This is a genomic window from Actinoplanes sp. 13, assembly GCF_056134165.1.
The window spans coordinates 351116-362929 of sequence record NZ_JBVYOQ010000007.1; the positions used below are offsets into that span (position 1 = coordinate 351116).

General features: G+C 73.8%; 11 protein-coding genes. 10 read left to right on the forward strand and 1 reads right to left on the reverse strand.

Annotation, left to right across the window (positions count from 1 at the left end; translation table 11 throughout):
- Window positions 1–327: 327 nt before the first annotated feature.
- Complete coding sequence (locus tag AC0NH5_RS18145) at window positions 328–1389, forward strand: hypothetical protein (RefSeq protein WP_474405154.1); 1062 nt, start codon at window positions 328–330, stop codon at window positions 1387–1389.
- A gap of 105 nt (window positions 1390–1494) precedes the next feature.
- Complete coding sequence (locus AC0NH5_RS18150; protein ID WP_474405156.1) at window positions 1495–2304, forward strand: ArsR/SmtB family transcription factor; 810 nt, start codon at window positions 1495–1497, stop codon at window positions 2302–2304.
- Window positions 2305–2780: 476 nt separating this feature from the next.
- Here AC0NH5_RS18150 and AC0NH5_RS18155 read toward each other — a convergent pair whose 3' ends face one another.
- Window positions 2781–4343: a ricin-type beta-trefoil lectin domain protein gene (locus tag AC0NH5_RS18155; protein WP_474405158.1), complete on the reverse strand. Its 1563-nt coding sequence runs from the start codon at window positions 4341–4343 to the stop codon at window positions 2781–2783.
- 222 nt (window positions 4344–4565) lie between these two features.
- On the opposite strand from AC0NH5_RS18155, the gene AC0NH5_RS18160 reads away from it, so the two are divergent.
- From AC0NH5_RS18160 to AC0NH5_RS18195, 8 genes are all read left to right on the forward strand, one after another.
- A complete protein-coding gene (locus AC0NH5_RS18160) occupies window positions 4566–6017 on the forward strand; it encodes an FAD/NAD(P)-binding protein (protein ID WP_474405160.1) in 1452 nt (483 codons plus the stop codon).
- Between the two features lie 147 nt (window positions 6018–6164).
- Complete coding sequence (locus tag AC0NH5_RS18165) at window positions 6165–6377, forward strand: hypothetical protein (protein WP_474405161.1); 213 nt, start codon at window positions 6165–6167, stop codon at window positions 6375–6377.
- 130 nt (window positions 6378–6507) lie between these two features.
- The gene (locus AC0NH5_RS18170) at window positions 6508–7719 is read left to right on the forward strand and encodes a DUF418 domain-containing protein (RefSeq protein WP_474405163.1); all 1212 of its coding nucleotides are present in this window, start codon (window positions 6508–6510) and stop codon (window positions 7717–7719) included.
- A complete protein-coding gene (locus AC0NH5_RS18175; RefSeq protein WP_474405165.1) occupies window positions 7716–8879 on the forward strand; it encodes a sensor histidine kinase in 1164 nt (387 codons plus the stop codon). Before AC0NH5_RS18170 ends, AC0NH5_RS18175 begins: the two co-directional genes overlap by 4 nt.
- Window positions 8876–9508, forward strand: a complete 633-nt coding sequence (locus AC0NH5_RS18180) for a response regulator (RefSeq protein ID WP_474405166.1) — start codon at window positions 8876–8878, stop codon at window positions 9506–9508. The genes AC0NH5_RS18175 and AC0NH5_RS18180 overlap by 4 nt, the downstream gene beginning before the upstream one ends.
- A 35-nt stretch (window positions 9509–9543) precedes the next feature.
- The gene (locus AC0NH5_RS18185; RefSeq protein ID WP_474405168.1) at window positions 9544–10773 is read left to right on the forward strand and encodes a flavin monoamine oxidase family protein; all 1230 of its coding nucleotides are present in this window, start codon (window positions 9544–9546) and stop codon (window positions 10771–10773) included.
- Between the two features lie 57 nt (window positions 10774–10830).
- Window positions 10831–11262 carry a VOC family protein gene (locus tag AC0NH5_RS18190; RefSeq protein ID WP_474405170.1) on the forward strand — a complete coding sequence of 144 codons (432 nt, stop codon included), beginning with the start codon at window positions 10831–10833 and terminating at the stop codon, window positions 11260–11262.
- Window positions 11263–11297: 35 nt separating this feature from the next.
- On the forward strand, window positions 11298–11528 hold the full coding sequence (locus AC0NH5_RS18195) for a maleylpyruvate isomerase N-terminal domain-containing protein (RefSeq protein ID WP_474405171.1): 231 nt from the start codon (window positions 11298–11300) through the stop codon (window positions 11526–11528).
- The last annotated feature ends 286 nt before the right edge of the window (window positions 11529–11814 follow it).

Below are 11814 nucleotides of genomic sequence, written 5' to 3' on the forward strand. Positions count from 1 at the left end.
GCGGTGGCCGCTGCGACTGCTTTCCATGCGCTTCTTGTTTCGTACGATCCGAGCCCGGTCCCGTCGGCTACCCCGCGACCTGACTGCCGGTCCGGACCGTCCGGCGACCCCCGGGCTGACCTGCGCGCAAGACCCTCCGCGCTCAGCACGCCGGCCGGCCACGCCGCAAGACCGCTCCGCGCTCAGCACGCCGGCCGGCCACGCCGCAAGACCGCTCCGCGCTCGCGCATCCGCCGGAGCCACCGCAAGACCGGTCGCGCTCAGCGCGCCGGGCGGAGCCGCCGATCGTAAGGGGGTGAGAGGTCCGCACCGGCCGCCGGTGATGCCGTGACCGCGGTGGCGGCGTTCCTGCTGCGCCGGCGGTTCTGGGTGGCCGGGGTGCTCGCCGGGCTGGTGGGGCTGCTCAACCGGCAGACGCCGCTGGACCTGCAGGCCTTCTCCGACCTGGGCGGGCGGGTGCTCGCGGGCCGCTTCGACGAGGCCTATGCCGGGACGTTCACCCAGGCCGGGCCGCTGCAGCTGGTCCTCAGCCGGGTGCTGCTGATCGGCGGGCACGAGGGGATGCCGCCGGCGCTGCCCCGCGTCGTCGTGGACGTGGCGCTGACGCTGGGCGCGATGGCCGCCTGCCGGGGCCGGCCGGTGCGCTCGGCGGTGGCCGCCGTCCTGGCCCTGTTGTGGCTGCTCGGCCCGGTGCCGTGGAGTGGGCACCCGGTCGAGGCGGCGGTGCCGGTGCTCTGGTCGTACGCCATGATTCTGCACGGCCGTGACCGATGGCTCGCCGCGAGTCTCGCGCTCGGCGTCTCCGTCCTGATCGCACCGCTCGCGGTGCTGGGGTTCGCCTGCCTGCTGGGGACCTCCGGGCCGGTGCGGGCGGCCCGGACCGCGCTGGTGGGGGCCGGGGTGGCGGTGCTCGGCTATCTGCCGTTCGCGCTGAGCGGTGAGTTCGGGATGTTCGGGCACGTGTGGCCGGTGGAGCCCGGGACGCTGCCGCATCTGCTCGGCCTGCGCGAAGTGACGTGGTGGGCGCGGCTCGGGCAGGCGGTGGTGGTCGCCGGCGGCTGCGCTCTGGTGGCTCATCTGCTGCGCGGTCGGCTGGTCGCGGTGGCGGCGGCTCCGGTGGTGGCCGCGTTGCTGCGGGTGGTGACCGATCCGCTGGTGTTCGACTACTACTGGCTGCCGGTGTCGGTGGGTGCGGTCCTGCTGGTGGCGCTGCTGCCGGACGGGTTGCCCCGGTGGCGGCAGGCGCTCGTGGTGGTCGCCGGATATGTCGCGGTGATGGCGGCGACGACCGACCAGGCGGCGCCGGGCGCGGCGATCGCCCTGGCCCTGTACGCGGCCGCTGCCGTCCCGCGGCCGGCCGACAGCCTTGGCTCGCGTCTCGGCGTGTGAAGTCGGGGGTCGGTATGTGGGCCGAAGTTCACACGCTGAGGGCTGCCCCGTTCGCGCTTGACATGCAGCTGAGTGGCTGCATAAGTTAGGCACCTGGGAGGCTGCATGTTGGAGGTCGGGGTGGACGACGTGTTCAAGGCGCTGGCCGATGCCAGCCGTCGCCGGCTCCTCGACAGCCTCAACGAACGTGACGGCCAGACCCTGCGTGAGCTGTGTGCGGGCCTCGACATGGCCCGGCAGTCGGTGAGCAAACACCTCGCCGTTCTCGAGACGGCCGGCCTGATCACGACCAGGTGGCGGGGGCGGGAGAAGCTGCACCACCTGAACGCCGCACCCGTCAACGCCATCGCCGACCGGTGGATCAATCGGTACGACCGGGGGCGCGTCCACGCCCTCGCCGACCTCAAGACCGCCCTGGAGGAGACCGCGATGTCCGGAGACGAGCCGTTCGTCTACACCACCTACATCAGGACCACCCCCGAGCACCTGTGGCAGGCGCTCACCGACCCCACGTTCACGAGTCAGTACTGGGGTGTCACCTTCGACGCCGACTGGAAGCCGGGCTCGCCGATGACGTGGACGGAGCGCGGCCGCACCACGGCCGACGTCGAACAGGTGGTGCTGGAGTCCGAGCCGGGGCGGCGCCTGTCGTACACCTGGCACACCTTCACCCCGGAGTGGGCGGCCGGCTTCGAGGTGCCCGGCGACGTGCTCGCGAGACTGCGCGACGAGCGCCGGTCCCGGGTGACCTTCGAGATCGAGCCGCTCGGCGAGCAGGTCAAGCTCACCGTGACGCACGACGGCTTCGACCCCGGCAGCACCCTGCGCACGATGATCAGCCAGGGCTGGCCGGCGTTGCTCTCCAGCCTGAAGACGCTGCTGGAGACCGGTGCGGCACTGCCCGAGCCGGCCTGAGGCGCCGAGCGCGCCCCCGCACCGTCATCGCGCGCCGGCGAGTGCGGGGCGTGCTCGGCTCGCGGCGCCGGCGGGCGCGGGCCGCGTTCGGCCGGCGGCCATCCACGCCAAGCCGCCACGATCGCGTGGATGGGCGCCGGCCGGCATGTCCCGGCAGGCGCCCATCCACCCCGTCGCAGCTTGATCACGTGGATGGGCGCCAGCTGAGGGCGACCCGCCTGGCCGCGAGGGGCGCGGCCGCTGGGAGCGGGCGGTAGCCGCACACGGGCGCGGCGATCGCACATGGGTACGGCGGTCTCGGGGTGGTGGCGGTGGGTGAGGAGGTGTGGCCGTGACGAGCGGCTGCGGCGGCCGCGGGCTGGTGGCGGTGGGTGGGAAGGTGCGGCGGCCGGACATGGGTGCGGCGGTCGCGGGTTGCGCGACCGCCGCGAACCGGCGTGACCGGGCAGGAGCCCGAGGAAAGGCGCGGCGCAGGGTCAGCCGCGGCGCCACTTCTGGTTGAGGGTGCCGGCGCAGTCCCAGAGCTGGAGCCGGGCGCCGTCGTTGCCGTTCCAGTCCTGGATGTCGATGCACTTGTTGGCCTGCGGGTTGACCAGGTCGCCGGCGGCGCTGAGGACCCACTGCTGGGCGGGGTTGCCGTTGCAGGTGACGATCTGCAGGACCACGCCGCTGGCGGTGGAGCCCCACGGGATGTCCAGGCACTTGTTGTTGCCGGTGCGCAGCGCGCCGCCGACGGCCTCCCAGCGCTGGGCGGCGGTGTTGTTGCAGGTCCACATCTGCACCAGCACGCCGTCGGAGAAGTCGCCGTTGGGGACGTCGAGGCACTTGTTGTTCCAGTTGGAGATCAGTGCCCCGCCACCGCCTCCGCCGCCGGTGGTGGTCAGCGCGAGGCCGTAAACCTGGAGGATCTCGTTGACCGGCTGGAACCACATGGTGCCGCCGGTGGTGCAGTTGCCGGAGCCGCCGGAGGTGACGCCCTGTGCCTGGTTGCCGGAGATCCAGGAGCCGCCGGAGTCGCCGGGCTGGGCGCACGCGTTGCTGCGGCTCAGGCCGGAGACGGCGCCCTGGGCGTAGTTGATGGTCTCGTTCTTGCCGAGCAGCGTGCCGCAGCGCCAGCCGGTGGTGCGGCCGGAACGGCAGATCGAGCTGCCGATGGCGGCCTCCTGAGAACCGGCGACAGTGACGTTGCCGCCGGAGTAGTTGTTCACCCACGGCTGGGAGACCCAGTTGCCGTTGGTGCGGACCCACCCGTAGTCGTTGCCCGGGAACGAGGAGCCGGCGAACGTGCCCTGCGCGACGTTGTTGTGGCCGAGAGTGGGGCTGCCGACGCCGCCGCAGTGGCCGGCCGTGACGAAGCCGCCGGCGACCGAGAAGCCGACCGAGCACAGCGTGTTGCCGTTGATGACGTACTGGTCGCCGCCGCGGATGTCGTACATGGTGCGGGGCTGTTCGGCGGCGGTCCGGACCGTGACGGCGCCGGCCCCGCTCGCCCGGGCGAAGGCGCGGGCCTGTGCCTCGGCGCCGGGCCGGACGGTGACCACGACGCTGTTGGCGGCCGGGTCGACGTACCAGGACCGGACCGCGGCCGGCGCCTTGGCGCTGCGGCGGTCGAGTTTCGCCCGGACCGCTGCCAGGTCGGCTTCGCTGCGCCGGACGACACGGACGTCGGCGCCCTCGGCGCGGGCTTTCGCGGCGTCGGCCGTGGAGGTGACGGCGACGGTGAGCCGGCCGGCGCCGGCCGGGATCCAGGCGCCGCCGAAACGCTTGCCGAGCTGCTGGCGGAGCCGCTTCTCGACGACCGGGGCGGCGGCTTCGGTGGCGAGGCGTTCGGCTATCTCGGTGTCGTCGAGCTTGAGGTCGCGGCGCATCGCGTCGAGCATGCCGGGCGCGAGTCCCAGCTCGGCAGCTGCGGCGGCCGGTGGAGCCGCGGGTGGGGCTGGGGTGGGGGTCTCGGCGGCCTGGCCGGCCTGAGGCGTCAGGGCTACGACGGTGAGGGCCGCCGTGCCGGCGATGAACGCCTTGAGGAGGGGACGCGGCATCGAATCGCCCTTCTGGAGGGGGAATGGATCAGAGAGCGCTCTCAAGGGGAATTGTTAACCGTCGATGACTAATCGTCAACAAAGTTCAATGAATGAATTCCGGCGTGGAATTACCTACTTACTCGACGGGTTATCTGGTTTACTTGTGACCAGGGCGCGACCGTGGGAGGACGTCATGCCGGGCTGCTGTACCAGCGGGTTGCCGATCGTGGAGGTGGAGCGGTGACCAGCACTGTTGTTCGCGAAGTGACGCATGCGGGGACGGTGGCAATCGTCGGCGGCGGCTGCAGCGGCGTGTTGACCGCTCGCGCCCTGTTGCGAAATACCACATGGCGGACGGTTCTCATCTCTCCGGACGACCGGCCCGGCTGCGGGGTGGCCTATGGCGCGGCGCAGCCGTGGCACGTGCTCAACTCGCGGGCCGCGGCGATGAGCGTGGACAGCGACGACCCGCACCACCTGGTGCGCTGGTGTCGCGAGCGCGGGCTGCCCGTCGAGCCGACCGACTTCCTGCCCCGCAGCCTCTACGGCGACTATCTCGCCGACCAGTTCGCCGAGACCGCCGCGGCCGCCGCTGCGCGGTCGTCACGGCACGCCGCCACCGCGGCGACGATCCGCCGGGCGGGCGCGGGCTTCGCGGTGACCGACGAGCGTGGCGCGACGGTGCACGCCGACCAGGTGGTGCTCACCGTCGGCAACCCGCCGCCGCGCCGGCCCGCCGGGGTGAGCGACGAGGCGTACCGCGACCCCGCGTTCGTGGCGGACCCGTGGGCGCCGGGCGCCCTCGACTCGATCCCGGCCGGGGTGCCGGTGCTCCTGCTCGGAACCGGGCTGACCGCGGTGGACGTGGCGCTGAGCCTGACCACCGGCGGCCGGCGCACCGGGCTGGGCGCGGCGCTGAGCCCGAGCGACACGGGGCGGCGGCCCGGGGCGGACACGGCGCCGAGGCCGACTGCCGGTGGCCGGCGGACCGCGGTGGAGGCCTTGTCGCGCCGGGGTCTGCTGCCGCTCGGCCACCCGGCTCTGCCCGCGCCGCCGGTCCGGCTCGACCTGCCGGCCGGGCCGGAGCTCGCGCCGCTGCTGCGCCGGTTGCGCCGGGCGGTCGCCGCCGGCCTCGACTGGACCGCCGTGATCGATTTCGTACGCACGGACGCGGACCGTCTGTGGTCGGGCCTGGACGAGGCGGCCCAGCAGCGGTTCCTGCGCCACGGCGCGCGGTTCTGGGAGGTGCACCGGCACCGCATGGCGCCGCCGGTCGCGGAGCGGGTCGCGAGCCTGCGCCGGGACGGGCTGCTCAGGGTCCGCGCCGGCCGGCTCGAGTCGATCACGCCGCATCCGGGCGGCGGGCTGATCGTCGCGGTGGCGGGGGAGGAGCCGCGGTGGTTCGGGGCGGTCGTCACCTGCACCGGACCCGGTCCGCTGCCCGCGGCGGCCGGACCCCTGCTGGCTGGGATGCTGCGCGACGGTCTGGTGAGCGCGGGGCCGCACGGGCTCGGCATCGACGCCGACGCCGACGGCCGGGTGCTCGGCGCCGACGGGCGGGTGCAGCCGGGACTGTGGCTGGTCGGGCCGCTGCGCCGCGGACGGGTGTGGGAGGCGACCGCGGTGCCGGAGATCCGGCGGCAGGTCGACCGCCTGCTCGGAGCCCTGCCGGCGCCGGTCGCACAGTCCTGATCGCGCGGCGGCACACATCCGTCCCCACCCGGCGCGACGGGACGAGGCTCCATCCTGATCGGGCGTTGTTTGCCGTGCTGATACCAGGGGTAGGTGCTTATCCTGCGCATTCTGGCAAAAGGCCGGAATCCTTGCGAGGGGAACCCGATGCCGGCGCACCGCCTGTCGTCCGACCCTGACAAGTACCCACCGCTGGACCCGGGAGCGCCGATCCCGGACGACCCGGGTGAGCTGTCACCGGACAGCCCGGACCCGCTGCCCCCGCCGCCGGTCGAGCCCGTCCCGGTGGAGCCGGTGCCGGCCGAGCCGATCCCGGCGCAGCCGACGCCGCCGCCGGACGCGGTGCCCGAGCCCGCCTGACCTGTTTGAACCTGCACGGCGGCGCTCAGCGCCATACGTCGATCGGTTGATCCCGGCCGGCGGCGGTGGATGCCCGGGACCGGTGTATCGATGGATTCGCCGGCCCCCGGGCCCCCCGCACGCTGAACGCATGACGACCATCACCGCAGCCGGCCGGACCGCCGGCCCCCTCAGCCTCACCGAACGCGCGCTTGCGCCCGACCTCGCCCGCGGTCTCCTGCTCGCCCTGATCGCGCTGGCCAACTCGATCGTCTATCTCTACGCCCGGCCGTACGGGATCCGGAACCACATCGTCGAGGACGGGCTGCTGGACCGGATCGTCAGCGTCGTCACCGTGACGCTCGTCGACGGACGGGCGTACCCGATGTTCGCGGCGCTCTACGCGTACGGCGTGGTCCAGATCCTGAACCGGCAGCGAGCCGCCGGCGTGCCCGAACCGCAAGCCAGGTCGCTGCTCCGCCGGCGCAGCCGATGGCTGATCCTCTTCGGTCTCGCGCACGCCGTCCTGCTCTTCCCCGGAGACATCCTCGGCCTGTACGGGGTGGTCGGGTTCGTCCTGGTCGCGCTGACCCGGGTCACGGACCGCCGCCTGCTGACCGCCGCGGCGTGGTGGCTGCCGGCCGTCGCGGTGCTGCAGGGCGCCGCCTACATGGCGCCGTCGACCGGCGCGCGGTCGTTCTTCTGGTCGTTCGAGAGCGCCGACCTGCTCACCGCGATGGCGCTGCGGCCGTTCGAATGGCTGATGACGCCGCTCGGCGTCCTCGGCGTGGGCAGCGCGGTGCTGGTCGGGACGTGGGCGGCCCGCCGGGGCGTCCTGACGGACCCGGGTGCGCACCGGCAGCTGCTGACCCGCACGGCGGTCGGCGGGCTGGGCCTGGCGGTCGCCGGTGGACTGCCGGTGGGCCTGGCGGTCGGTCACTACTGGGAGCCGGCGTCCACCCTGGCGATGTGGGGGATCTCGGCGCTGCACGCGGTCACCGGGATCGCCGGCGGGCTGGGCTACGCGGCGCTGATCGGGCTCGTGGCGATCCGGATCGGGCAGCGGCCCCACGGCCCGGTGACCCGTGCCCTGGTCGCCACCGGTCAGCGCTCGCTGAGTTGCTACCTCTTGCAGTCGGTGGTGTTCGTGGCGCTGCTGATGCCGTTCACGCTGGGTCTGGGCGCGACGCTCGGCACGGCCCAGGTGGCGGTCCTGGCGCTCGGCACCTGGCTGGTGTCGGTGCTGCTCGCCGACCTGATGCGGCGGCACGGCCGGCGAGGGCCCGCCGAGGTCGCGTTGCGTCGGTTGACCTATCGGGCGGGACGGCCGGGCGACGCGCCGGGCGGGAAGATGGCCGGGTGACGTCGGTGGAGGAACAGCTGGGCCGACGGCGCGAGCACCGGTGGAACCTCGCCTGGGCGCTGGCGCCGCTCGGGCTGCTGCTGGCTGCCACCGTGGTGGCCGTGGTGACCGGCGGGGCCGACCGGGTCGCCCTGGCGCTCACCGCCGGTCTGGCGGCCTGGCACTGGTGGTTCATCCTGGCGCATCCACAGTGGTGGGAACGCTGGTCGTGGGCGAACGCCGGCTACTACCTCGGGGTCCTCGCGTTCACCACCGGCCTGCTGTACCGCAGCGAGGCGTACGAGCTGTTCGTCCCGGCCTGTTACGTGCTGGCGTTCGTGGCGCTCCCGGGCTGGACGGCGTATGCCGGGGTGGTGGCGGCCACCCTGCCGCCGCTGATCGTCGACGGCAGCGACTTCGGCACCGGGCTGATCAGCTTCGGGGTGGTGGCGCCGCTCGCCGCGCTGTTCGGCGCGATGATCCGCACCATGGAACGGGAGGCGATCCGGCGCCGCGAGGTGAACAGCGAACTCCAGGCCATGGCTGCGGAGAACGCCCGGCTGGCCCGGGAGGCCGGCGTCGCGCAGGAACGGGCGCGGCTGGCCCGGGAGATCCACGACACCGTGGCGCAAGGGCTGACCGGGATCGTGACACAGCTGGAGGCGGTGGGGGAGCTGCCGTCACCGGAGGCGGCCGGCCGGCTGGAGACGGCGCGAGCACTCGCGCGGACCAGCCTGGACGAGGTGCGCCGGTCGATCGACGCGTTGCGGCCCGGACCGCTGCAGGACGCCCGGCTGAGCGAGGCGGTGCGCCAGACCGCGGTGGCGTGGACCCGGCAGTACGGGGTGCCGGCCGAGTTCACCGCGACCGGGACGCCGGTGCCGGTGCACTCGGAGGTCGAGGTGACAGTGCTGCGGGCGGCCCAGGAAGCGCTGGCGAACGTGGGCCGGCACGCGCGGGCCGGGCGGGTGCACGTCACGCTGTCGTACATGGAGGATGTCATCGTGCTGGACGTTCGCGACGACGGCGTGGGCTTCGCCGTGCCGGCGGCCGGCGGCTTCGGGCTGACCGCGCTGCGGCAACGGGTGGCCGCGCTGTCCGGGTCGGTGGAAGTCGAGTCGGCGCCGGGCGCGGGCACCACGGTCAGCGTGACCGTGCCGGCGATCGAGGCCGCGCCGTGACGCCGCTGCGGCTGGTCGTGGTCGACGACCACCCGGTGGTCCGGGACGGGCTGCGCGGCATGCTGGGCACCCAGCCGGACCTCACCGTGGTGGGGGAGGCGGGCGGCGGCGCCGAGGCGCTCACGGTGGTGGCGGCGCAGCGCCCGGACGTGGTGCTGACCGACCTGCGGATGCCCGAGCCGAGCGGGGGCACGCTGATCCGGCTGCTGCTGGAGCGGGTGCCGACCACCCGGGTCCTGGTGCTGACCACCCACGACACCGACTCGGACGTGCTGCCGGCGGTGGAGGCGGGCGCGATCGGCTATCTGCTGAAGGACGCTCCCCGCGAGGAGCTGTTCCGGGCGGTGCGGGCGGCGGCCCGTGGCGAGACCGTGCTGTCGCCGTCGGTGGCGACGATGCTGCTGTCCCGGGTCCGGCCCCGGAAACCGCCGCCCAGCGCCGGGCTGAGCAGCCGGGAACGGGAGGTCCTGGCGCTGGTCGCCGAGGGGCGGACGAACCGGGAGACGGCGGCGGCGCTGCACATCAGCGAGGCGACGGTGAAGACACACCTGCTGCACATCTACGCCAAGCTCGGGGTGCCGGACCGGGCGGCGGCGGTGTCGGCGGCCCACCGGCGCGGCATCCTGTAGGGACCGCACACGAATCTGCCGGTAGCGTTCGGCCTGTGCGGATCTTGGCCTTTGCGGTGTCGCGATGGAGTGCGGACCCCTGGTCCCGGGGGTCGTGGAGCCTGATCGGGCGGGACGGGTCACCGGCGGACCGGGTCGCGCTGGGCACGCCGATCGGGGACCGGCTGCGGATCGCCGGGGAAGCGACCCACCCCACCCGGGCGGCGATGACCCACGGGGCGTACGAGCAGGGCGTGGCCGCGGCCGGCTGGGCAGCTGACCTCGGGCATGCGCGGGTGGGTGTGGTGGGCGCCGGGATCGCGGGACTGGCCGCGGCGCGGGAGCTGCTGCGCCGCGGTGTGGCGGTGGAGGTCCGGGAGGCGCGGAACCGGGTGGGCGGCCGGACGGCGGGCGTGGACGTCGGCGGCTGCACGTTCGACCTCGGCGCGAACTGGCTGCAGCAGTACGACCAGAACGTGCTGGCCCGGACGGCGGAGGAACTCGGGCTACGGGTGATCGCCACGGACTTCCACGATCCGCTGGTGCTCGGGGCGCGTGCTCCGGTCGTACCCCCGCTCGAAGGTCTGGAAGAGGAGTTGCGGGCGCGGCTCGCGGCAGCTCCGCAAGGTGCGGCGATGGCCGCGGTGATCGATGCCTGGGCGGCGGAACCCGGGCCGTGGGGTGCGGCGGAGATCCGGCGGCTCGTCGACGCGGAGATCGTGATGGACTCCGGCGCGCCGCTGTCGTGGCTGAGTGCCCGGCACGGGTTCGAACCCGGGGTGGGCGAGGGGGACCGCTGGATCGTCGGGAGCTATCAGCGACTCGTGGAGCATCTGGCAGCCGGGGTGCCGGTGAAGCTGGGCGAGCCGGTCCGGCGGGTGCAGGTGCGCCCGGACGGGGTGCTGCTGGGTGACTCGGCGACGGTGGATGCGGTGATCGTCACGGCCCCGGTCCCGGTGCTGGCAGCCGGGGTGATCGAGTTCGTGCCGGCGCTGCCGGAGCCGCACCTGACGGCGCTGTCCCGGCTCGGGGCCGGGCGGGTGGAGAAGGTGGTGCTGCGCTTCGCGGAGCGTTTCTGGCCGGTGGTGCGGTCCGGGTATTACCGGGTGCACGGGCCGGAGCCGGGCTGCGTGAGCGAGTGGCTGGACGCTTCGGCGGCCGACGGGGTGCCGACGCTGGTGGGACTGTTCGCCGGGCCGTGGGTGGAGGAGCTGTGGTCGGGCAGCGACGCCGAGGTGGCGGCGAGCGCCGCCGGCGTCTTCTCCGCGGCGGCGCTGCGCGGCTGACGGCGAGCCGGTTGTTCGGGGACAGACGCTGCCGGCGATGTCCGGCATGCTGTGGACATGACCGAGGAACCGGAAGCGCCTGCCGCCCCGCCCGGGCCGGTGATCTCACTGATGTTGATCGTTGCCGACGCGGACGCCGCAGCCACGTGGTACAGGTCCGCACTGGGCGCGGCGGAGCTGTGGAACCTCGGTGGCGTGGCCGGCCTCGAGATCGGTGGCGCCCCCTTCTTCCTCCACGAGGCCGATCCGGAGAATCCGACGGAGGCCGATCCCGGCCGGGCGGGGGTCACGAGCACCCGCGTCGAGGTGTTCGTCGACGACCCCGACACCTTCATCGAGCGCGCTGTCGCGGCCGGCGCCGTGACCGGAGCGGCGATCCAGGATCACCGCATGCCCTGGGGGACGCACCGTCAAGGTGGCTTCACGGACCCGTTCGGTCACCGGTGGTCGGTGGGTGACAGGTCACCCCTGGGCTCGTTCCCACGTTGACCGGGCCCGGCCTTCACCTGACTTCGGGCCGGGTGATGGAGGCGTTCCGCCTCGAAGCGGAAAGTCTCACCCGGGCGGTAGCGGCTCTGTCCGAGGCGGAGTGGGACCTGCCGACCAGGTGTGAGCCGTGGACGGTCCGGGAGCTGTTGGGGCACGTGCGCGTGGTGATCGCCTGGCTGCCGGACATGCGCGACATGGCAGCCGCTCGGCCCGGCGGATGTCGCCGGGTGGAACGACTCGGCATCAGGGGGCTCACGCTGGGTTGAGAGCGCGGGGGTCAGCGGCTCGCCGGTCAGCGGCGGCGAGCGCCGCACCCCAGCGGCGGGCGCGGTCGAGCTCCCCACCGGCCAGTGGGCCGGACATGCCGGTCACGTGGAAGGACCCGGGGCCGGCGAGCATCCGGCAGCCCAGGCTGCGCAGGCAGCGGTGGGCCTTACGCGCCGCGGAGCCGGGCAGGGCCGGCTTAGAACTCCTGACTCAATCGGGTGCATCGGCATGACTTGATCTTTGGTCGGGCCGTTGTCGATGACATGAGGAAGCGCGACCCCCAGC

Bases quoted from the DNA above. Each gene is read 5' to 3' on its own strand.
- AC0NH5_RS18150 (WP_474405156.1), top strand. From the start codon at position 1,495: ATGTTGGAGGTCGGGGTGGACGACGTGTTCAAGGCGCTGGCCGATGCC.
- AC0NH5_RS18155 (WP_474405158.1), bottom strand. From the start codon at position 4,343: ATGCCGCGTCCCCTCCTCAAGGCGTTCATCGCCGGCACGGCGGCCCTC.
- AC0NH5_RS18165 (WP_474405161.1), top strand. From the start codon at position 6,165: ATGCCGGCGCACCGCCTGTCGTCCGACCCTGACAAGTACCCACCGCTG.
- AC0NH5_RS18170 (WP_474405163.1), top strand. From the start codon at position 6,508: ATGACGACCATCACCGCAGCCGGCCGGACCGCCGGCCCCCTCAGCCTC.
- AC0NH5_RS18190 (WP_474405170.1), top strand. From the start codon at position 10,831: ATGACCGAGGAACCGGAAGCGCCTGCCGCCCCGCCCGGGCCGGTGATC.
- AC0NH5_RS18195 (WP_474405171.1), top strand. From the start codon at position 11,298: ATGGAGGCGTTCCGCCTCGAAGCGGAAAGTCTCACCCGGGCGGTAGCG.